Annotated in this window: 19 protein-coding genes, 1 tRNA gene and 1 pseudogene; 8 read left to right on the forward strand and 13 right to left on the reverse strand. The window is 64.4% G+C overall.

What is annotated here, in order from left to right; genetic code table 11:
- Window positions 1–4: 4 nt before the first annotated feature.
- Both AC54T3_RS07600 and AC54T3_RS07605 read right to left on the reverse strand, forming a co-directional pair.
- The gene (locus AC54T3_RS07600; protein ID WP_496623701.1) at window positions 5–1,264 is read right to left on the reverse strand and encodes a hemolysin family protein; all 1,260 of its coding nucleotides are present in this window, start codon (window positions 1,262–1,264) and stop codon (window positions 5–7) included.
- Between the two features lie 4 nt (window positions 1,265–1,268).
- Window positions 1,269–2,762, reverse strand: a complete 1,494-nt coding sequence (locus tag AC54T3_RS07605; protein ID WP_496623702.1) for a hemolysin family protein — start codon at window positions 2,760–2,762, stop codon at window positions 1,269–1,271.
- 179 nt (window positions 2,763–2,941) lie between these two features.
- On the opposite strand from AC54T3_RS07605, the gene ubiG reads away from it, so the two are divergent.
- The 3 genes from ubiG to AC54T3_RS07620 all read left to right on the forward strand — a co-directional run bounded on the left by ubiG (window position 2,942) and on the right by AC54T3_RS07620 (window position 5,415).
- The gene (gene ubiG, locus AC54T3_RS07610) at window positions 2,942–3,706 is read left to right on the forward strand and encodes a bifunctional 2-polyprenyl-6-hydroxyphenol methylase/3-demethylubiquinol 3-O-methyltransferase UbiG (protein ID WP_496623704.1); all 765 of its coding nucleotides are present in this window, start codon (window positions 2,942–2,944) and stop codon (window positions 3,704–3,706) included.
- Window positions 3,703–4,314 (forward strand): NAD(P)-dependent oxidoreductase, encoded by a 612-nt coding sequence (locus AC54T3_RS07615; RefSeq protein WP_496623706.1) that lies wholly within the window; start codon window positions 3,703–3,705, stop codon window positions 4,312–4,314. Before ubiG ends, AC54T3_RS07615 begins: the two co-directional genes overlap by 4 nt.
- Window positions 4,315–4,383: 69 nt before the next feature.
- A complete protein-coding gene (locus tag AC54T3_RS07620) occupies window positions 4,384–5,415 on the forward strand; it encodes a CPBP family glutamic-type intramembrane protease (RefSeq protein ID WP_496623708.1) in 1,032 nt (343 codons plus the stop codon).
- Here the strand turns inward: AC54T3_RS07620 and AC54T3_RS07625 are convergent.
- Entirely contained in the window at window positions 5,357–7,246 is a 1,890-nt protein-coding gene (locus tag AC54T3_RS07625; RefSeq protein WP_496623710.1) for a cation:proton antiporter, read from the reverse strand. The genes AC54T3_RS07620 and AC54T3_RS07625 overlap by 59 nt on opposite strands.
- Entirely contained in the window at window positions 7,243–8,454 is a 1,212-nt protein-coding gene (locus AC54T3_RS07630; RefSeq protein ID WP_496623712.1) for a phosphotransferase enzyme family protein, read from the reverse strand. Before AC54T3_RS07630 ends, AC54T3_RS07625 begins: the two co-directional genes overlap by 4 nt.
- Before the next feature lie 94 nt (window positions 8,455–8,548).
- On the opposite strand from AC54T3_RS07630, the gene AC54T3_RS07635 reads away from it, so the two are divergent.
- Window positions 8,549–8,624: transfer RNA gene (locus AC54T3_RS07635), tRNA-Lys, on the forward strand.
- A gap of 499 nt (window positions 8,625–9,123) precedes the next feature.
- Here the strand turns inward: AC54T3_RS07635 and AC54T3_RS07640 are convergent.
- The 6 genes and pseudogenes from AC54T3_RS07640 to AC54T3_RS07665 all read right to left on the reverse strand — a co-directional run.
- A pseudogene (locus AC54T3_RS07640) lies at window positions 9,124–9,428 on the reverse strand (IS607 family transposase); the annotation flags it as partial.
- Between the two features lie 579 nt (window positions 9,429–10,007).
- Complete coding sequence (locus tag AC54T3_RS07645; protein ID WP_496623714.1) at window positions 10,008–11,255, reverse strand: sensor domain-containing diguanylate cyclase; 1,248 nt, start codon at window positions 11,253–11,255, stop codon at window positions 10,008–10,010.
- On the reverse strand, window positions 11,255–11,869 hold the full coding sequence (locus tag AC54T3_RS07650; protein ID WP_496623716.1) for a chemotaxis protein CheX: 615 nt from the start codon (window positions 11,867–11,869) through the stop codon (window positions 11,255–11,257). The genes AC54T3_RS07645 and AC54T3_RS07650 overlap by 1 nt, the downstream gene beginning before the upstream one ends.
- A complete protein-coding gene (locus AC54T3_RS07655; protein WP_496623717.1) occupies window positions 11,869–12,234 on the reverse strand; it encodes a response regulator in 366 nt (121 codons plus the stop codon). The genes AC54T3_RS07650 and AC54T3_RS07655 overlap by 1 nt, the downstream gene beginning before the upstream one ends.
- 156 nt (window positions 12,235–12,390) lie before the next feature.
- Window positions 12,391–14,145, reverse strand: coding sequence for an alpha-amylase family glycosyl hydrolase (locus tag AC54T3_RS07660; protein ID WP_496623719.1), 1,755 nt, complete (start codon window positions 14,143–14,145; stop codon window positions 12,391–12,393).
- 270 nt (window positions 14,146–14,415) lie between these two features.
- Window positions 14,416–14,742: a DUF3127 domain-containing protein gene (locus tag AC54T3_RS07665; protein WP_496623721.1), complete on the reverse strand. Its 327-nt coding sequence runs from the start codon at window positions 14,740–14,742 to the stop codon at window positions 14,416–14,418.
- Between the two features lie 50 nt (window positions 14,743–14,792).
- On the opposite strand from AC54T3_RS07665, the gene AC54T3_RS07670 reads away from it, so the two are divergent.
- Window positions 14,793–15,197 (forward strand): hypothetical protein, encoded by a 405-nt coding sequence (locus AC54T3_RS07670; RefSeq protein ID WP_496623722.1) that lies wholly within the window; start codon window positions 14,793–14,795, stop codon window positions 15,195–15,197.
- On the opposite strand, the gene AC54T3_RS07675 is transcribed toward AC54T3_RS07670, so the two are convergent.
- The 3 genes from AC54T3_RS07675 to AC54T3_RS07685 form a co-directional block, all read right to left on the reverse strand.
- The gene (locus AC54T3_RS07675) at window positions 15,179–16,480 is read right to left on the reverse strand and encodes a sigma-54-dependent transcriptional regulator (RefSeq protein WP_496623723.1); all 1,302 of its coding nucleotides are present in this window, start codon (window positions 16,478–16,480) and stop codon (window positions 15,179–15,181) included. The genes AC54T3_RS07670 and AC54T3_RS07675 overlap by 19 nt on opposite strands.
- Entirely contained in the window at window positions 16,473–18,062 is a 1,590-nt protein-coding gene (locus AC54T3_RS07680) for a sensor histidine kinase (protein ID WP_496623725.1), read from the reverse strand. Before AC54T3_RS07680 ends, AC54T3_RS07675 begins: the two co-directional genes overlap by 8 nt.
- Before the next feature lie 61 nt (window positions 18,063–18,123).
- Window positions 18,124–19,011 (reverse strand): substrate-binding domain-containing protein, encoded by an 888-nt coding sequence (locus tag AC54T3_RS07685; protein WP_496623727.1) that lies wholly within the window; start codon window positions 19,009–19,011, stop codon window positions 18,124–18,126.
- Window positions 19,012–19,217: 206 nt separating this feature from the next.
- Here AC54T3_RS07685 and AC54T3_RS07690 point away from each other — a divergent pair, with 206 nt between their 5' ends.
- The 3 genes from AC54T3_RS07690 to AC54T3_RS07700 are packed head-to-tail and all read left to right on the forward strand — an operon-like array spanning window position 19,218 to window position 21,388.
- Entirely contained in the window at window positions 19,218–19,619 is a 402-nt protein-coding gene (locus AC54T3_RS07690) for a radical SAM protein (protein ID WP_496623729.1), read from the forward strand.
- Complete coding sequence (locus AC54T3_RS07695) at window positions 19,604–19,792, forward strand: hypothetical protein (RefSeq protein ID WP_496623731.1); 189 nt, start codon at window positions 19,604–19,606, stop codon at window positions 19,790–19,792. Before AC54T3_RS07690 ends, AC54T3_RS07695 begins: the two co-directional genes overlap by 16 nt.
- A gap of 42 nt (window positions 19,793–19,834) precedes the next feature.
- Window positions 19,835–21,388 (forward strand): 4Fe-4S binding protein, encoded by a 1,554-nt coding sequence (locus AC54T3_RS07700; protein WP_496623733.1) that lies wholly within the window; start codon window positions 19,835–19,837, stop codon window positions 21,386–21,388.
- Window positions 21,389–21,429 lie beyond the last annotated feature (41 nt).

A 21,429-nucleotide genomic window follows, 5' to 3' on the forward strand; every position in this document is an offset into this window, starting at 1 on the left:
CTCTTCAGGCGCGCTCGATCTTGAGCTTCAAGATCGCGCGCTCGTTTGCCTCGGTGACGGTGAAGCGCCAGCCGGCATGCAGGACGCTCTCGCCGACGCCCGGGATGTGTCGCAAGCGGGCTTCGATGAAACCGCCGGCGGTATGGAACTCGGTGGCCGGTAGATCGATGCCCAGCAGGGCGTTCAGCTCTGAGATCGGCACCCGCGAGTCGAACAGGTAGAGCCCCTGATCGATGCGCTGGTAATGACGCTTGCGCTTATGATGGTACTCGTCGAAGTCATAGCCAACCTCGATCTCGCCGACCACCTCCTCGAGGATGTCTTCCATGGTGATCATGCCAATGGCCGAGCCGAATTCATCGACGACGATGGCCATCTGATCCTCGCGCTCGCGCAGTACCGGCAGCAGCTCATGGATCAGCTGTAGCGGCGAGACATAGAGCGCCGGGCGGACCAACTCACCGAGCGGCTTGGCCTTGACCGCTTCGTCCATCAGGTCCCAGACCGTGAGCGTGACCACGCCCGTGACATTGCCGATGTTGCCCTGATAGACCGGCAAGCGATTGAAACCGGATTGGCGCACCTGCTGCACCGCGTCATGGGTGCTGCGCAGATGGTTCAGCGCGGTGATCTCGGCTAAGGGCACCATCGCCTCGCCGACGGTGGTGTCACCGAAGCGGATGGCGCGCTCGATGCGCTGACGATCGAACAGATCCACCTCGGCACCGCGGTCGGCCATGTCCACCAGGGTGCTGAACTGTTGGCGGGTGATGAACAGGCTCGAGGCCGAGCGGGGACCGCGTGCGATGCGCGCCGCCGTGCGCGCGACCACCGAGAAGAACCAGACGAGCGGATAGAGCAGGATCGAGAACAGCCGCAGTATATAGACGACCATCGGCGCTAGTTCATCGGCCTTCTGCTGATAGACGCTCTTGGGCACGATCTCGCCGAACACCAGCAACAACGGGGTGAACAGCAGGAAGGCATAGAGTTCGCCGAGCGGCCCGAAGCCCTGGATCATCAACAGGGTGCCAAGCGTGGTGAGGGTGACGACGGCGATGTTGGTGCCAATTAGGGTCGTGGTCAGCAACACCTCGGGGCGCTCGAACATGCGCAATGCCAGTGCGGCACCGCGATCGCCTTTCGCCGCCCGCGCGCGCAGCCGGAACTTATCGGCGTTCACCAGCGCGATCTCACTGCCGGAGAAGAAGCCTTCGAGCAGCAAGAGCGCGACCATGAGGAGGATGGCGAAGAGGGGGTCCATGGGCTCAGTGGTCTCCGGTATCGTCGAGCGTCGGTTCGGCGGCTGTGTTGGTTTCGCCGGGCTCCAGGGGGTCGGGCTCCGGGGGATCGGGCTCCAAGTCCTTCGGCGTCACCCCACCGCGCGAGACCCGCACCCGCGCGATGCGGTGTCCGTCCATCTCGAGCACCTGGATCTCGCAATCTTCGACGCGCACCCGGTCGCCCTGTTGCGGCAGTCGATCCAGATGCCGGAAGGTGACGCCGGCGATCGTGGTCATGCGCGGGTCCCAGATACCGAAGTTGGTGAGGTCGTTGAAGTCGGTCAGCTTCATATCGCCGGGCACCTCGTACAGGTTTTCGTCGCGCTCCAGATACATGGCCTGGCCCTTGGCCTCGCCGGAGAGGTGACCGAAGATAAACGTGAGCACATCGCGCATGGTGATGATGCCCTCGACACCGCCGAACTCGTCGATCACCAGGGCGGCGCGGGTGCGATGCGCTTGGAAGAAGTCGAACATCTCATCGACGCGCTTGGTCGGCGGCGCCACCACCAACGGGCGCAGCAGATCCTCAATGCGCAAGTTGGAGAGATCCGGCTGATCCAGCACCAGCGGCAAGACATCCTCAAGTTGCAGGAAGCCGAGCAGGTTATCGCGCTGGCCACGGAATACTGGCACGCGGGAATGCCGCAATGCCTTGAAGCGCTCCAACGCCTCGCTCAGGCTGAGATCGGCATCGATAAAGGCCGTGCGGGTGCGCGGGGTCATGATCTCGACGATCTCGGTGGCACCGGCATCGAGCAGATGGTAGATCAGCGTGCGCTCGGTGGCCTGTAATTCACCCTCGTCGGCCACCTGATCCACCAGCGAGCGAAACTCATCGATCTGGAGGATGTTGGCTGGCGCCATCTCGCGGCCGACGATCCAAGTGGTGACGCGGTCCGAGACCAGCCGCAGCGTCACCCGCAAGGGGGTGACCAGTCGTACCCAGACACTCATCGGTGCCGCGACCAGCCCGGCGCTAATGCGCACCGGGTTCGACATGGCGATGGTTTTGGGGGTGACCTCGCCGAGCAGGAGTAACAGGGGGACCATGACCAACACGTTGATCACGCCGGCGCGCTCCTCGCCATAGAGCACCATCAGGATACCGGTCATGTTGGCCACAGCGGCGACGTTGATCAGCTGATTGCCGCAGAGCACGGAAATGATCAGCCGGCGCGGTTGATCAAGCAGCGCCTGCAGGGTGTCGATCTGCCGATGCCGGCGTCGGCGCAGCTCCTGCAAATCGAGTCGTGAGAGCGAGAACAGCGCGGTCTCGGAGCCGGAGAAGAACGCCGAGCCGATCAGCAGTAGCACTTGGAACAGGATGCGGGCGAGCATCTCGGGCGTTGCCAGGAGTGCCGGGTCGAAGCTCAGGAAAGTGCCCATCTCCAAGGCCCATTGCAGGGGGAGCGCGGCGAGCGTGGCAAGTAGGCCCGCCGCGCCCTCGGACGCTCCCGAGGTCGAGGTCGTGAGCACCCCTTGGAATATCGAGGTTTCGGAGAGCGATGCGGTCAAAGGTGGGGGCCAGGCTGGTTCGGGACTGCGCGAGGCTAACCGAGGCCCTGTGCCTGGCACAACCAGCAACGCCTTGGCTTGTAATATGAACGTGCGAGCACGACCTTGCGGGACATCACTCACGGAGACATCGTGCGCTTATGACGGCTGTTCATCTCACCGCTCCCGATATCGACCCGAAAGAGGTCGCCTTCTTTGAAAAGCTGGCCCATCGTTGGTGGGACGAGCAGGGGCCGTTCTGGCCGCTGCACAAACTGAACCGGTTTCGGGTCGACTATATCCGCGCCCAGCTCTGCCGCCTCTTCGCACGCGAGGTGACCGCAACGCGCCCGCTCAAGGGGCTGCGGATTCTGGACATCGGCTGCGGTGGTGGCATCCTCAGCGAGTCGATGGCGCGGCTCGGGGCGCAGGTGACCGGCACCGAGATCACCGAGAAGAACATCCGCGTCTCGCAGCTCCATGCCGACTGGAGCGGGCTCGAGATCGACTATCGCCTGATCACCGCGCGCGAGCTTGCCGAGGCTGGCGAGACCTTCGATGCCGTGCTCAACATGGAGGTGGTCGAGCATGTTGATCATCTGCCCGACTTTCTGGCCGATTGTGCACGGCTGGTGCGCCCGGGCGGTGTGATGGTGGTCGCGACCATCAATCGCACCCCATTGGCCTGGCTGATGGCCATCATCGGTGCCGAGCGGATCTTGCGCTGGCTGCCGAAGGGCACCCATCACTACCGCAAGCTGGTCAAGCCCGAGGAGCTGGTGCAAGGACTTGGCGAGCAACTGGTGCCCTTGGATCGCACCGGCGTGCGGGTGAGTCCATTCAACCGATCCTTCAGCTTCACCCGCTCGATGGCGGTAAATTACATGATGCTATTTCGGCGCAACGCCGAGGCGGATAACCCATGAAGATCGCTCTCTTCGGCGCAACCGGTGGCACCGGGCGGCAGGTGCTCGCCCAAGGCCTGGCTCAGGGCCATGAAGTGCGCGCATTGGCGCGCGCACCCGAGAAGCTGAAACCCGCGCCCGGCCTTGAGGTTATCGCCGGCGATGCCCTCGATCAAGCCGCCGTTGATCTTTGCCTGACCGGCACCGATGCGGTGATCTGCGTGCTCGGCAGTCACGGGAGCACGCAGCCGGTCGAGGCCGAGGGCACCGAGCGCATCGTTGCCGGCATGCAGCGTCTCGGCATCCAGCGGCTGATCGCGGTGACCTCGATGGGCGTTGGCGACAGTCGTGACCAGGTTCCGGGCTTCTTCCGCGTGATCATGCAATTAACGCTGAAGAAGATCATGGCGGCGAAAGAGGTGCAGGAGCAACGGCTCCGAGACAGCGGGCTCGACTGGACCATCGTGCGCCCAGGCGGGCTGACCGATGGCCCCGCCACTGGCAGCTATCGCAGCGGTGTCGACAAGTCGATCCAGGCGACCCGCGTTGCTCGTGCCGATGTCGCGGATTTCGTCCTGCAACAGTTGCTTGACGAGCGTTATCTGCGTCAGGCGCCGGCGGTGAGCTAGCTAGTGAGCGAGGTCGCTGAAGTGGATCGGATGCGGATGATTCGGTCGGCTCGGCCTGTTTTCTGAGCAATGTCCCTCTCGACCAAGGCCAAGGTTCTCCTGAAGACCGAGGGCGCCGGCCATGCGGCGCGCTTGACGGCGCTCTTCTTCGGCTACCTGTTCGCCGCGCTGCTGCTCGCCGCAGCGCTGACCTATCCGCTGATGCAAACCGGCTGGATCGACCATGAGCCGCAGCGGGTGATGGGGCGGCTCGCGCAGGTGTTCATCCTGCTCGGTCTCTGGCCGTTCCTGCGTCTGATGGGCCTGGCGAACCGGCAGGTGCTTGGATTCGCGCCCGCGCGGCCCCGGTTATTGCGCGCGATCGGTGGCGGTTGGCTGCTTGGCATCGGCATCCTGGGCGCGCTGGTGCTAGCGGAGCTGGGGCTCGGCGTGCGCGTCCCGGATGTCGATGGCTTGCTGCAGATACCGAGCCTGCTCGAGAAGGCTGTGGCGGCGCTGATCGGTGGGTTGCTGATCGGTCTGCTCGAGGAGACCTTCTTTCGTGGCGCGCTCTATACGGCGATTCGTCGGCGCGCGAGTGTTGCTGCAGCCGCAGCCGGGTCGGCGCTGCTCTACGCGTTGGTGCATTTCCTCAAGCCGCACGCGCTGCCGCCGGGTGTCCTGTTCGACTGGGCCGGAACCTGGAGCATGTTCCTGCATGTCTTCGCGGGCCTGTTCCAGTGGCAGCATCTGGATTCGCTGCTGGCGCTGTTCAGTGCCGGCGTCTTCCTGGCGCTGGTGCGTGAGCGCGCTGGCCATATCGGCTGGTGCATCGGTCTGCATGCGGGCTGGGTCTTCGTCATCCAGCTCACGCGGCGGGTGACCGACGGTGATGAGGCCGCGTCCTTGGCCTTCCTCGCAGGTCACTACGATGGCGTTATCGGTTGGTTGGCCGCGCTCTGGATCGCGCTCTTGGCCTGGGGTTATTGGCGGATCAGCGCCTGGCTGGGGAATAGCGCGCTAGGGGCAGGGGCAGGCCCAACGCGGCGGATCAGGTCGACCCCTAGCTTGGCAGCCGTTCCCCGTCGTCGGCCGGATCGCCGCTCGCATCCGACGCCTTGAGCGCCGGTGCCGTCTTGGCCGCATCGGTCTTGCTTTTAGTCGGTTTGCAGCCGAACCAGAGCACGCGTTGACCGGCCGCCCCCTTTAACGGCTTGTCCGCCTCGATCAGGGTGACCTCGTTGTCGCTATCGATCACCAGGAGCGGGATCGCGCCCTCTGGCAATGCCGAGCGCATCGCTTTCAGATCGAAGCTCTCGGTGATGCGCGTGCCGTGGAAACCCCAGCCCTGATACCAGTAGCGTTGCAGGTCTTCGTATTGCACCTCGTTGGAAAACGCCGTGCGTCCACGCGCGGCAGGTGATGGGCGACGAGCCTCGGCGGTATCGCCGCTGGCGAGCTGAAACACCTTCTGCGTGCCGAGTTCGGGCGCAAAGTGCGCGCAGACCAGGGCGTTATAGGCATCGTTGTTGCCGGTCGCGAGCAGATTGCCATAGGCACCCAGTTCCAGGGCGTATTCGGCATGCTCCGAGAGCACCTCGCCGAAATAGATCGGCACCCCGGTCAGGCGCGCGCTGCGCAGCCGGTGCCAGGCGTTGTCGGCCACGATCACCGGTACCTCGCGCTCGTGCAGGGCCTTGGCCAGCCCATTGCTCCAGGCCGTGCCGCCGGTAATGATGAGGCCGCCGCGCCGCTGCGCGCTCAGCTCCAGGCGTCGGGCCATCCAGCCTAGGCTGAAGCCATGCAAAACCACGGTAAGCAGGATCAGCGTGAACACTAGCGGCAGCAACTGTTCCGCGCCAGCGAAGCCGCGCTCGGCCAAGGCCGGGCCGAAGATGCCGGCCACCGCCGCCGCGACCACGCCGCGCGGTGCGATCCAGCCGACCAACGCGCGCTCCTGCCAGGGCATGCCGGCGCCGATGGTGCTGATCCAGACCGCCAGCGGACGCACGATGACGACGATCGCGACCACCAGCGCGCCGCTGCGCCAATCCATGGCTGCCATGATGTGCGGGTCCAGATCGGCGGTGAGTACCAGGAAGACACCGGAGACCAGCAGGATGGCGACATACTCCTTGAAGCGGCGGATCTCGCCGATGCTCGGCAGGTTCATGTTGCCGAGCACGATGCCGAGCACCGTGGCCGCGATCAGGCCGGCCTCGTGCAGCACCAGGTTGGCGAGCGCATAGACGCCGATCGCCGCTGCGAGCGCGAGTGGCCCCTTGAGGTATTCGGGCACCTTGCCGGCCAGGAACGCGCGTCCCAGCAGCCAACCGCCGACGCCGCCGAGCAACAGTGCGGCGACGACACCGGTCGCCATGCGCAACAGCGCCTCGTCCAGCGGGGTTGCGCCGCCGCCGCCACCGGCGCTGGTGACATAGTCGAACAGCACCACCACCAACAGGGCGCCGACGGGATCGTTGACGATGCCTTCCCACTTCAGGTAGGAGGCGGGTCGGCGCTTCAAGCGGGCCTGGCGCAGCAGCGGCAGAACCACCGTGGGACCGGTCACGATCATGATCGCGCCGAAGATCAGCGCAACCTCCCAGGACAGGCCGCCGATCCAGTGCGCCGCCGCCGCCGTGAGCGCGAGACTCAGCACCACCGCAAGCGTGACCAAGCGATAGACGCCGGAGGCGGCCTGTCTGAGTTCGGCGAAGTGCAGCGAGAGGCCTCCCTCGAACAGGATGGCGGCGACGGCGAGGTTGACCAGCGGCTGATAGGCGTCGCCGAGCGCCTCGCTCGGTCGAAAGATACCGAGAACGGGGCCGACTAGGAGCCCGCTCAGGCTGAGCAGGATGATGGCCGGGATCTGCAGCCGCCAACCGATCCATTGCGCGGCGATGCCGATAACGATCAGGAAGGCGAGGATCTCGGTCAGATGTTGGCTCATGCTCGGCGCTGCCCGCAGGTGAAACAGTCGCTGATGATACGCTCGATCGCGCCGCGCTTGGCCTCGATGTCGGCGACCAGCGCGAGCTGGATCAGCGTCTTGTCGAGGTTCTGGCGCGGGCTGTGCACGCGGAAGTAGCGGTCGCCCTGCAGATAATCGGCCAGAAACCGCATCGCCAGTTCGAGTGGGATCAGCTGGATTGCTGGGTACAGGAAGGCGAGGGCAGTGCGATCGAACAGCGGCGCGGCCAACTCGGCATAGCCGCCGAGTAGCGCGCGGCACAGGTTCAGATCGAAATTGGCGAGCGGCGCATTGCCGCCGCCGCCAACGCGGTTACAACAGGAGCGCAGGCAGTCCGCGATATCATGCTGTCGCAGTCCAGGCTGGATCGTATCGAGATCGATCAGACAGAGCGCACGGTCGGCATCGCGCGCGAAGAGCACATTATCGAGCTTTGGGTCGCCATGAGTCACGCTCGCCAGCAGGGTTCCGTTCATCCGCGCCTGCTGCAGGGTCGGGATCAGCGCGGTGCGGGCCTCGATGTGCTCGAGCGCGGTCATCACCGCAGCCTCCGCCGCCCGCCCCCGCGTGGTGGTTTCTGCTGTCTTCCTGTGCCTATCCCGCACACACGCAAGGGCGGCCGTGTGGTCCTCATCGCCGGCATCAATCGGCTGCCGCCCATCCCGCGCGCGCGCCAGGGCCGCATTCAGCTTGGCCTGACAGCGGGGTGTGTCATGTAGATCGGGCAGCGTCAGGCCCAGCTTGCCCGGATCAAGTTCGGCCAAAGCGACATGAAAGCGTCCTAGAGCGCGACCGACCTCGGCCGCCTGGGTGCGATTCTCGAGCGGCCGCAAGACGCGGCTGTTCTCGACGTACTCCATCAGCCGCCAGGCATGGCCGTCAGCATCGCGCAGCGTCGCCTCGCCATTGGCGGCACGGAACAGTTGTGGCAAGCGTAAGCGGGCTGCGGCATCTGCTTGTCCTCGGAGCCAATCCTGCACCCGTAGCAGGTTAGCGGCGATCGCCTCTGGATCGGCAAACACGGCGCCATTGATCCGCTGCAGGACGAACCTCCCCGAACGGGCCTCGACTAGCCGCGTCTCGTTGATCAGCCCTTGGCCGAGCGGTCGCAGCCGTACCTCGGGCTCATCGGGAAGGAAGCGCCGCGCGACGCGCTTGGCCGCGTCTTCCATGATCGTGTTGTTCATCAGTCCGCTTCCTCACCGACGCGTTCCACAGCGGTTCAGTTTAGCAACTTTCGGCCAGCGCAATCCTGAGGTATCATGGTGCGCTTAAAACGACGCGCCCTTAGCTCAGCTGGTAGAGCATCTGACTTTTAATCAGGTGGTCGCAGGTTCGAACCCTGCAGGGCGCACCAATAGAAACAACGGGTTAGCTTCAGGCATGGCTAACCCGTTTTTCATTTTAGGCCTCCGGGGTAACGCTGGGGGTAACATTTTGCAGCCGTTAGAACGGCACTGACGGAACGCCGATGGACCGCATCGGGAAGCGCGATTGGCCTCGACCTGGCATTGTGATGACGGCCAGTAGCTGTCGGCGATCGTCATTGTCAGCTGCTCCCATCGCAGCACTTCCCATCGGCCGTGATCAAACGGTCATTGTCGACCTGGCGCTCGTTAGGTGTTGGGGTGCTGTCAGTGCGATGCGATTGTGTCTGCATGGTCGCGTTCTTCTTCGGTCGTGAAGGAAAACGCGATCCTGGGGTCGCGCCTGTTCGATGGACCATCAGTGGCCCTGCTCGCAAGCGGCTTGTCTCGAGCCTGCCGCTCATAAATGCCTGAGAGAATCTGCAAAATCTGCTGAAATCTCAGCCATGTTCACGTCGTCAACGCCAGTGCGGGCGACCCCGTCTTACCTAACACAAGCCGTCGCATTTGACGACGCAAGCTCATTTCAAGAAGCTTCTGTAAGCTTTTTTGCGGTCGTTTATCCCTGAACCTACATCGCGGATGACTTCAGTGCGCCAGCCTTTCGCCGCGCAGTAGGTCTCCAGCATGTCATGTTGACAGTCCAGATCCGCCTTTTGGTCGTGGCTGGAGACCCGCGCATAACAGATGGTCGGAGCATCGGCGTCCCCGAGCGCAAGGAGATCGGAAACCGAGTAGTACCGCGTCCCACCTTTGGTCTTCCTTGCAGGCAGCAACTCGCCGATTCCCATCCAGCAGCAGACCCACCGACACCGGTGCCACCGCAGTGGAGAAGATCATCGCCGATTGCGCCAAGGAGCGGATCGCGCCCAGATGATAGAGCGGCGCCAGCCAATGCCCATCGGCGAGCGCCAGCACCAGCAGGGCCAGCAACAAGGGCGTCAGATGCCAGGGCAGCAGCCGACATGCACCGAAACGATCGATCAAGGGGCCGCTGAACGACAGCGAGGCCAGATGCGCCGCCGCAAAGGCGGGAAAGCTCGCCGCCAACCAGGCTAGGGTCCAGCCCTTGCCGGATCGCTGATGGGGGGTATGCCTGAGCCCGAGCCCTCCTGTTACGCTGCGGGTTGCAAGGATGGCTCTTCTCGAGCGCCTTGCTGTCAGTTTCGATGGCCTCGTCTATCGTGCCCATCACCCGCGTTGGTCTTATCTCCCGACATCAGGCGAAGGCGCTGGGCGCCTACCGAGTCTATTGCGAGCGAACCGGCAAGTAGGTGGCGCCAAGCAGCATCGAGCATCGCCGCCGCGACGGTCAACCCAGCCGAAAGATAGGCCGCGCTGATGTGGGGGCGATCTCAAACAGCCCGGCGGTGTCAATCTTGCACGCCATCCGCTGGCTCGGCTGGCTCGGCAACGCAGACGCGATTACGGCCCGCTTCCTTGGCCTGATAAAGGGCGATGTCGGCCCGATCCAGCAGCGAATCTGCGGACTCGTTCGGCGCATGAAAGGCGACCCCGAAGCTGGCGCTGAGCTTGCCGATCGGTGGCCAGCTTTCCGTGGCGATGGCCTGGCGCAGCTTTTCCGCAGCGGCGGCTGCCTCCTGCGAATTGGCTATCGGCAGCAGTACGACGAACTCTTCTCCGCCCCAGCGCGCGAGCTGGTCGCTCGAGCGGGTCTGCGTCTGCAGCAACGCAGTGAACTGCTTGAGCACGCTGTCACCGACCAGATGGCCATGGTTGTCGTTGATCCGCTTGAAGTGGTCGATATCGCAGAGGATCAAGGAAAATGGCTGACCATAGCGCTCTTCGGTCGCGATGGCTGTCTGTAGCAGTTGATCGAACTTCATGCGGTTGTAGGCGCCGGTGAGGACGTCGCGCTCCGACAGGGCCTGGATCTCCTTTTGCAGACTGATGTCCTGCAGGACGAGATAGCGCTCGTCACCTTCTTCGCCTTCCAATCCCCGCGCCTGGCGCACCCGCACCCACAGCGTGCTGCCGTCGGCGCGCAGCACCGGGCGCTCTGGAAGCGCATCATCGGCGTCCTGCGCTTGGGGGTCGAGTTGTCCGAGGCCGAGCGCGTCGAGCGAGGTACCGCGCAGGGTCTCGGCGCTCCAGCCGCTGGCTTGTAGGAGCGCGGAGCTGGCGTGGGTGACACGCCCATCGGTATCGACGCCGAGCGTCATCACATTGTTGTCGATCAGCTCGAGATAGCGCTGCGAGGCCGCTGCCGCGACCGCAGCCCGAGCCTCGGCCTCGCGGGTTGCGGTGACATCATCGACGACGATAATGGCGCTCTGTGGTTCATTCTCATCCGGGAGGATGCGAATACGCTGCTGCATGTAGGCGAAATGCGAGTCGATGATGCGGTCCAACGCCACCGCGAACAAATACCCTTTGCGCGGCTGCAAGTACGACGGCGATTGCAGTTGCAAGGCGGCTTTCACGCGCCGTCTCAGGGTCGCCACAGGGAGATCCGGGAACAAGGCCACGAGGGGTTGACCAATGGCCGCTTCCGCGTCGATCCCCGCGTGCTCGGTCATCCAGCGGTTCCACGCGAGGACGTTCAGCTCAGGGTCAACGATCAGGATGCCGCTGGAGAGTTGATCCGCGATCGATTGCATCAGTGTGGTAGTTCGTCGAGCACTCGATTCAGGCTGCATCGAATCCAATCGAAACACTGGCTGTGCGTCAAGATGAAGATGCGCCCGCGTATGTGCTGTTCGGCAAAATCGATGAGGGTTTCGATCTTGACGACATGATCGAAATGAGCCGTTGCCGGCGCCTCGCTGAGGGGCAGGGCGCTCAAGTGCTGCAGATCGGGCTCACCGAGGGTGATGCGCGCTTCCATCTGCGCGCCTAGTTCGCGCATCATCGCTGCGGTGACGATGTTGCTCAGCTCCAGCAAGACGTCGTCGTGGTCATCGCTGCTGTCCCCGTCCAACTGTGCTTCGAGGTAGGCGGCGATATTGGCCGCTGAGGTGTTATCGAGCAGGAAGATCACCTCGCCGCTGACATCGCCACGGAACACTTGCCGGGCGAGGTAACAGCCCTCGCTCGGCGAGCAGGCATCGCGCAGGATGCCGCGAAAGCTATGGGTGTCGATCAGGGCGATGCGCGGTGGGCGCATGGTGGCAAAGGCGCCCATGATCTCGGCGATGCGCGCCGTGGCCTTGCCGGATGCGACGTTGATGAGTTCGCCAAAACAGTCGAGCTGATCGTCATCGAGGGGTTCCATCAAAGAAACCCCAGTCGTCGCAGATGGCCTTCCAGCTCCTTCTGCAGCGCTGATTTGTCGATGAAGCCATCGGCGCCATCGGCCATGACCCTGGTCACGGCCCGCGACTGCACATCGGCCGAGACCACGAGGATGGGGGTTTTGAGGTCGTGCGCGCGAATCGCCTGGAGGGCTTCGAAGCCGTCCATCACCGGCATCGTCAGGTCGAGAAAAATGAGGTCTGGGTGATGCTTGTGCCATAGCGCCACGCCTTCCTCGCCGTGTTCCCCCTGAAGGATGTCAGCGTCTTGAAAGCCGGTCTCACGAAGAAGACCGATGAGTAAGCGCCGGGCCATGCGCGAGTCATCGACGACGAGCAGCTTCATAAAACGTCTTTTTCACCTTGGGCTCTGCTCTGCGATTATAGCCATAAATGGCTGCGTCGTCCTTGACAGGCGCCGAGTCGGCGAGTCATGCGGAGTCGCCGAGCATGGGGGGTGTTGGCGTCCCTGCCTCTTGCTCGTCGGCGTCCGGCCCTGACCTCAGCGCTCGAACGAGAGCCGTTGCTCGTCGCCCTTGCCGTCACTAGCCGCGATATGGAAGCTGCTGTTGCGCAGATCCGCCTCCAGCGTCGCCAGGCTGTCGCCGTTGTGCCAACTGATGCGCAGGTGGTGCTCGTCAGTGGGATGAACCTCGAAATCGCCGCAGAAAGCGGGGCAGGTGTTACGCAGTTGCAGCAACTTGAGCTGGTCGCGCACGACCAGCCGCTTGAGCCCCGCCTCGACGTCCTCGAGCGAGAGATTGGTGCGATTGATCTCCTTATGGCCGGCGGCGCCGCCCCGGTCGGCGGCTTCGTAGTCGTTCTTGCCGGCGAACAGATCCAGATACCAGATCTGCGGGATGCCCGGCATGAACAGCTGGATGGCGCGCGCCATCAGCAGCTTCTGCTCGTCCTCGCCGAGGGCGCTGAAGAAGGTGGCGTTGATCTGGTAGTAAGCGATCTTGCGCCCATCCGGCCCATAGAGGTTCTTCACCCGTCCGCCGCGCTCGGTGACGCGGGCCATGGTCGCCTCGATCTGCTCCTCATCCAGCAGCCCTTCGCGGAAGCTGCCGGCTGCGGCCTTGCCGCGCAGGTCCAGTAAGGGGATGCCGTCGTGGCAGCCGAGCATATTGATGGTCTGCAGGCCCTTGGTCCGAATCTCGTCGATCCAGCGCAGCAGGGCCTGGTTGGAGCCGCGCTCGAGTGCATCGATGACCAGGCCGGGGAAGAAGAAGTCGTAGATCGGGAAGCCCTTGCTCGCGACCTCTTCATGCAGCCCCGTGCCGTATTCGGCGTGGATCTCGGGGAAGACGATGAGGTCGTTGGCGTCGGCGATGCGCTTCAGCCGTTCGAGATAATCCCAGGTGCCGGGGCGGTTGAAGAAGTTGGGTTCGCCCGGGACCTTATGGAGATAGGCGAAGGCATCCAGGCGGATGATCTTGGCACCATAGTCGCGCAGCCGTTTCAGAGTCTCCTCGTAGAAGCTCCAGACCTGCTCGGAGCGGGCGTTGAGATCCATCTGTCCGAGATACTGGCGCTTGCGCTCGATCACGCTGAGGATCGCATCCTTGTGCTCGGCATAGCCGTCGAGTTCGATCGCCGCCGGATCGGTCTTGGCCGCGATGGCCTGGTTGACGAGCGAGACAACCGCCGGGGCATCGTCCGCAGAGATACCCTCGACCTCGGCGAGATCCTCGGGCTTGAGTTCCTTGTAGCTGACGTCCTGGTAGAAGGTGTTCCAGTACAGGCGATCCGAGCCGTCTGGGAAGCGCACCTTGAGGATCGGCAGCCCGGGCTTGCGCATGAACAGCTTTTGCAGGTACTCCTCGGTCGGGATGATGTTTCCATCCGGACCCTCGGTGCCATGCTCATGCCAGAATTCGTTCCAGTCGACGAAAAAGTCCTTGTACGAGGACTCATTGCCGTGCTCGATCAGGTCCTGAAACTGATGCGACTGCACCGAGAGGTGGTTCAGCACCAGATCGAGCTTGAAGTTGATGTTGAGCTTATGCAGCTCGGCGAGATCCTCGGGCGTGACCAGCTCCTCGTTGAGGCCGTAGTCGATGATCGAGAAGCCGCGATCGAGGTCGCTGTTGAAGAAGGTCGGCAGGATGTAGAACAAAGAAAAGGTGTCTTTGAACTCCGGTCGCTTCAGCACGGCGACGATGTCGGAGAGCCGGCCGCCGATGCTATCGGGGTAGGCGTTGAGCATCACCCCTGTCGGCAGCGTTTGACTGATGGGCTGTTGTTGAGACATAGATCACTCGTGTCGTTGAGTCGGCTCGAGGTGCGTCTGAGGTCTCCTCAGCGCTGCGACGGTTTGAAGCTGGGTTTCCAGCGGGGTTTTCATGATGCCGCCCGCATAGGGCGCTCGTTCATGTGAGCAGCTTAAAGAAAGCGCTGGCGTGAATGCAAGAAAGCGCCAGCATTGGGGCAGGATGGGGAGCGCGCGGCCCGCCCCTCGGCGGCGCTGGCGCAGGTCTAGCGATAGCGGTGGCGGCAGCAAGCGGCCATCGCTCTCCAGCACTCAGAACGGCGGCTCGTCATCGAAGGGGGGTGGTTCATCGCGGATGCGATCATCACCCGGCGCACCACTGCCGGCCGGTGCCACGCGCCAGGCCTTCACGTCGGTGTACCAGCGGCCGTTGTACTCCCGGCTCTCGAGGTCGAAGCTCACGGTCAGCTCTTGGCCCTCGTGGATGCCGAACTGGTCGATGCGATCGCCCCAGATCATGAAGCAGACCTGCTTCGGAAAATCGCCGGGGAGTTCGAGCACATACTCCTGCTTGCGCCAGGGGCCGCGCGCCGAGGTGCCGTTCTTCTCTGGCAGTACCTGTGTGATCTTGCCTGTCATCTCCATGTTGCCTGTTGCCTCTGCGGTGGCGGTATCGGGTTAAGGCCGGCATGGTACCAGCGCGGCTGCTGATTGCGCTCTCGAAGCGTCGCGGTGAAGCCGAGGCGCGCGTCGACAAGCTGTTCCTCGCGCTGGTTCGCCGCCCCAATCTGGCGCGATTGCGCCTAGACCGACTGGGTGTCACGCTGGACGCGCAGGGGGTGCCCATCCATGACCCGCAGACGCGACGCGTCGATCGCCTATCGATCTATCTCGCGCGCGATGTCGATGGCCACATCGCGAATCTGCAGCGCGCCGCCGAGCAAGGCCGGATCGCGGGCTGTTGCGCCTCTACGCGGCGCAGCGCAACGGTCGTCTGCTGGTCGCGGAGATGGTCGGTCCGCGCTGTGAGCATCTGGCGCATCTGCTTGCCTGGGCCATCCAAGGCGTTAACCCCTCAACGCGAGATCCCATAGCGCTTCATCTTTTGCCACAGCGTCTTGCGGCTGACTCCCAGTGCAGCCGCAGCAGCAGTCACATTGCGCTCCTGATCCTCGAGCGCGGCCAAGATCGCGGCGCGCTCGCCGGCACGGGCGTGGGCCTTGAGTCCAGCCACACCGGTCGTTGTCTCTCGCTCAGCTGCGCCCGGCAGTCTGAGCGCGAGCTGCGCGCCTTCGCCCATGATGCAGGCGCGCTCCAGCAGGTGCTGCAGCTCACGGACGTTACCAGGCCAGTGATAGCGCAGCAGCCGGCCGCGATCCTCGGCGGTTAGAGCGCGTTGCTCGTCTGGGAACCGGCGTCCGAAGTCGGCAACGAAGCGCTCGGCGAGCCAGAGGATATCCTCCGGGCGCTCGCGCAGCGGTGGGATCAGGATCTCGAGGACGTTGATCCGATAATAGAGGTCTTCACGAAACCGGCCACCATGCACCAAGTCCTCGAGATCCTGATGGGTCGCGAAGACCAGCCGGGCGGCGATCTCGAACTCCTGGTCACCGCCGAGGCGGATCAGTCGCCGCTGCTGAATCACGCGCAGCAGTCGCGGCTGCAGCGGTATCGGCATGTCGCCGATCTCATCGAGGAACAACAGCCCCTTGCCGGCGCGCTCGAAGACCCCCTCGCGCCTTGTAGCGGCGCCGGTAAAGGCCCCTTTCTCGTGACCGAACAGCTCCGATTCGATCATGCCCTCGGGCAGGGCCGCGCAGTTGATCGCGACGAAGGGCGCCTGCGGGCATTGCAGCTGGTGCAGCCGCTGGGCGACCACCTCTTTACCGACCCCAGATTCGCCGCGGATCAATACCGGCGATTCCGGATGCCGTGCGGCCCGTTCCAGCTCGATCTCGATGCGCTGCATCGCGGGCGACAGCCCAAGGCAAGGGTCGTCGCCGTATCGCCGGTGCCGAGCCGGCGTCAGCGCGCGCAGGCGTGTGATCAGCTGTGCTGGGTTGAGTGGCTTGGTCAGATAGTCGGCGGCGCCAAGCTTGAGTAGCCGGACGGCGTCGTCGATGGTGCCGTAGCCGGTGATGAACAGGCAGCGGGGCGGGTCGGCAGTCGCGGCCAAGAGCCGCTCGAACAGCTCGATCCCGGAGAGGTCGGGCAGATTGATGTCGATCACGGCCAGCGCCGGCCCACCCCCGAGCAGCGCCGTGAGACCGCTGGTACCATTGCGCTGCCAGTCGACCGCGAAGCCCTCGAGTTCAAGACGCTGGCTCAGCGCCTCACCCATGATCGGGTCGTCTTCGATCAGGCAGAGTCTAGTCATCAGTGGTGTTCGGGTGCAGTGGAAGTTGGACCTCGACGCGGGTACGCGCGCCCTGGGCATCGACCTCGATGCTGCCGTGCAGCTGAGAGACGATCTGGTAGCAGACCCAGAGTCCTAGCCCCTGGGTTGTGCCGAGGGGGGCCGCGAATGGCTCGAACAGATGCTCGAGTCGTTCTGGCGGCAGCGGCTGTCCGCGATTCTCAACGCTGATGTGCAGTTGATCCGCGTTGGTGTTGATCCGCACTGCGGCCGATCCAGTCTCGCCGGCGGCGTTGAGCGCGTTCAAGACCAGGTTCAGCAGCAGTTGGCGCACCGGCGTGGCCGGCAACGTGCTGGCCCTGTTCATGTGGATGACCCAGGTGACTGCTGTCCCGCAGCGCGTCAGTTGCGGCTCGACCAGGGTTCGCACATCCTCGACATCGTTCGCCGACAGGGTGCGGTTGTCGGCCCGCGCCTCGACCAGCAGCGCCGCGACCGTCCCTTGGATCTGCTGCAGACCACGATCGAGCAGGTCCAGCAGTCGGTTGCTGCGGGCGTCCCCGATGTCTTGGCTTCGATAGGTATCGATGGCCATCAACATGCCGCCCAGGGGGTTGTTGATCTCATGGGCAACGCCCGCCGCGACCCGGCCGACCGCAGCCAAGCGCTCGGCCTGCAGCACCCGGCGCTCGAGCGCAGCCTGCTCTGACAGCGCGCTCAGCATGGCGGCGAACCGCTGTCCGAGCTGGCCGATCTCGTCCTCACCGGTCGGGACCGGGCACTCCAGGGTGCGCGGATCTTCGCGCTCGACCCGCCGCATGCAGTCCGCGAGCCGAGTCAGCGGTGTCACCATGCGTCGCCCCCAGAGCCAGCCGACGGGTAAAAGCAGTGCCAACACCGCTCCGGTGACCAAGATGCCGCCGAGCAGGATGTCGTAGAAGCGGGCCAGAAAGGGCCGATCGGAGAGCACCGCGAAGAGATCGCCGACGTGCGTTCCCGCGCTGTCGAGCGGCAGATGGACCAGGCGCCGGATGGCGGTATCGTCCTGCAGTGCGAGCACCTGCATGCCCAGGTCGGTCGCTGCCGAGAGGCTGCCGACTGAGCGAGAGGCCAAGCTGGCTTCCCGATCAGTAGCTGGTTGGCTAGCTGCCTGCAAAACTAGCCGGTTATCTGGCCCGCTGTCTGGCGCGGTATCAGGTCGGCTTGGCCAAATGTTCGGCTCGCTGCCCGGCGAGGCGTCAGCGGCGGAGTCGGCTGCGGGCAGTGCCTGCGCGAGCGGCTGGTCGAGGCGGTAGCGGTGCGGGCGGTTGCTCGCGAACACGCGCCCCTGTGCATCCGCCAGCACCCAGGTGATCTGGCGATCGGCGCCATCCGGTCCCCGGAGCAGGGAATAGGCAAGCCATACGTCATCCTGGCGCAGGGCGTTCACCAGCAGGCCAGCCATGGCATGGCCCAGCTGCTGGACGTTGCGGCCTTGGTCCTCACGCAGGTTGTGCAGCGTCTGCAAGCCCAGTGCTAGCGCCATCAGGGTTGCGGTGCTGACAGCGGCGATGCTGAGCGCAAGCGGCACCCGGACGCGATAACTGGCGAACAGCTGGCTCATGGCTCTGGGCGGAGTACATGCAGGCTGGCGGCCGTAATGGCAGGGCCGGTGAATAGCGGGCTCATGCCTGAGGACGGAGCTGAAGCTGTTCGGCCATGGCGGCGATCTCGGCATAGAGCTGCGGGTCTTCGCTCGAGAACCCGTCAAGGTTCAAGTCGGCCAATACGGCTTGGCCCGCCGGGTTGCTGGATTGCCCGAGCAGCGTGGCGCGGATTGCGCTGCGTTGCCCAGCCTCCAGCGCGGGACCAGCGACGATGGGCGGGAAGCCAAACCAAGGCGAGCGCTCGATGACTCGAGTCGCTTGCGCCAGCGCTGGCTTGTGCAACAGCAGGGTCTCGCGCACGTAACTGTCCACGGCGGCGGCATCGACCAAGCCATCCGCAACGGCCTGTACGCTGCGTGCATGGCCCCAGGTGAAGATGCTGCGGCGGAAGAATCGGTTCGTCTCCAGGCCTCTCTCTTGCAGCAAGAAGTGTGGATAGAGCCAGCCGGAGTTCGACAGCGGATCGGTCCAGGCAAAGAGACCTCCCCGCAGGTCCTCCAGGCGCTGCAGGGGCGATGTGCTCGAGACGATGATCTGGGAGCGATAAAGCGGCTGGCCATGCCAGTGTGGCACCGCGAGGAGTTCAAACTGGCCCTGCTGTTGCACATAGGGATAGCCGCAGATCCAGGCCAGGTGGAGCTGCTCGCGGAGCAGGAGGTCGACGATGTCCTGGTAGCGGGTGCGTTGGACCAGCTCCACCGGGCAGCCGAGCTGCGTCGACAGCCAGGCGCTCCAACGATTCAGGAAGCCGACCTGGCTGTCCAGGATCACTGGCGTGACGCCGAAACGAAGCGCCTCGTCGCAGCCGCCATGGTTGGCTGCAGGGCGAGCCAACGCCGGATTGTGTAGCACGGGGGCGAGGGCTAGGAGGCGTTTAATAAAGGAGCGGCGTGAGCATGCTGTCATCGGATCAGTCTCCGGGGTGGCGTTACCTTTTGGTAACGGTGTTTCGCCGACGCTGTTACCCATGCGTGACGCCCATGCTGCCAAGCGGTTGATTCTATTCCATTGGATGTCTGGGCATGACCTTTGCTCATAGGCTGTCGACTGTGGGGTCGATCGCCTGTGCGGAACAGTATGGCTAAAACAGCTTCTTCAGCAGCTTGTCACCGATGTCTAACCTGCCCATGACCGAAGCATCCGGCTCTCCCGTCCTCATCGATCGCTTCGGCCGCCAGGTCAACTATGTTCGGCTCTCGGTCACCGACCGCTGCGATCTGCGCTGTGTCTACTGCATGGCCGAGGACATGCGCTTCTTGCCAAGGGCGCAGCTGCTGACGCTTGAGGAGATCGCAAGGCTCGGGCGCTGTTTCACGGAGCTGGGGGTGACCAAGCTGCGCATCACCGGGGGGGAGCCTCTGGTGCGTCGTGACCTGCTGAGCCTGTTTCAGCGATTGGGCCAGCTGCCGGGGCTAAATGATCTCACGCTGACCACCAATGGCACCCAGCTGCCGCGTTTCGCCACCCAGCTGCGCGAGGCCGGCGTGACATCGAAGAGATGCCCCTCGGGCTGATCGGCGACCATGACCGCGCCGACCTGCGGCGCGCGCTGCGGGCAAACCCGCTCGACGATGAGGCGGTGAAGCAAGCCATCATCAAGTCGATGGCGATCAAGCCCCGGGGGCATGACTTCGACCTCGCGGGAAAGCCAATCATCTTTCGCCATATGAATGCGACCGGCGGATGAATAGAGAGGCCAAAAGGGTGATAAACGAACAAAGGTGTCGCCATGGGTAGCGATGTGCGGCTGCGTTTTCGTGCCGATGCCTGTCTGCCGCGACGCTTTCCCGCGTTCGCCTGCCAACGCTGCGCCGACGCCTGCCCCAGCGACGCCTTGATCCCGACCCCACAGGGACCACGACTGGCATCGGGCTGCACCGACTGCGGCCAATGTGTCACGCGCTGTCCGACCGAAGCCCTGGCGGTCCCCTGTTTCGGCCCGGGGTTCGGCCTGGGTATAAACCCAGACCGGCTGCCTGCGGCTAACAACACAACAGCACCGGTGACCCTCGATTGCTGGCGGGTCGCATCGAGTCTGACGCCAGCCGACGGGCTGCGGGTGCCCTGTCTCGGCGGACTCTCGCCCGCTTGGTTGCTGGAGCTGGTCGCGGACGCGGCGGGTCGGCCAGTGCATCTGCTGGATCGCGGTCTTTGTGGCGCCTGTCCGTCGGGTCCGACAGTCCTTGATGCGGCGAGTCAATCGATTGGTGATTTGGCGATTGGTCACTGGGCCGGGCAGGCGTCCGAGCACGGACTTGGTCATGGAGATCGGTCGACCGTTCATACCGCCGGTCAGGTGCCCGCCGATAGACTTGGCCACCATGGTTGCTCGGGTGGCCACGATGGTCAGTTGGGCGAGGGCGCTCACGCATTCCATCCAGCCCGCTGGTGCCTGGACGAGACCACGCGCTTGCTCGATGGGATAGGGCTGAATCAGAACCTTTGGCCGCGTTTGATCGCTGCGTCCGATGCACAGGGCGGCGGTAAGGGCAGCCTCCGGGGGGCCGAGCCTGCGTCCCTAGGTCGTCCGGAACCGTTGCTGGAGACTCGCCTCAGCCGGCGCGCGTTCTTCACTGGGCGTACCGGACGCCGCGCCGACCTTCCAAGTCCTCCAGTGCCGAGGGGCCACGAGCAGGGTCCGCGCCAAGACCAGGTGTCGCGCCAAGATCAAGCGCCGCCGGCGAGCGAGGGCATGGGGCTGGATTGGCACCGCAACTCGCTGCCGGAACAGCCGCGCCGACTGGCCGCGCTGCTTCGGCTGGCGCCAGCGCAGCAGGTGCCCGCGCACCTATTTCCCGCGCTCGCGATCACGGATGCCTGCGCCCACCATGGCCTCTGCGCCAGCGCCTGTCCGAGCGACGCGCTCAGCCGCTATCGCCGCGAAGGCGAGCAGGGCCATCGTTTCAACCCCAGCGCCTGCAGCGCCTGCGGTCTCTGTGTCCGGCTCTGCCCGGAACAGGCGATCGAGCTGCGGTCCCTGGGGACGCGCGATCTCGGCAGCGGTGCGTTGGCAACAGCAGCGCAAACCCTGACTCGATTCAGCACCCATACCTGCTCAGCCTGCGGCGCTGACATCCCGGTCGCCGAGGCCGACCCTGACACGCCAGACACCAACGGGACGAGCGCCGAGGCCGACAAAGAGAGACCTGGTTCCGACAGGCCGAGCGCCGACACGAGCAAAACGACCGGCGAAACGCTGCTCTGCCCAGCCTGCGCGCGCGACCAGGACTTCGCGCGCTCCGCGTTCCAGACGCTGTTCGCGGCCAGGCCCGCAGACGCTTGACCATTTGAGCTTGGCACCGCCGCCAAGCGGACAACGACGAC

The organism is Halochromatium sp. NSM3, from assembly GCF_059621085.1.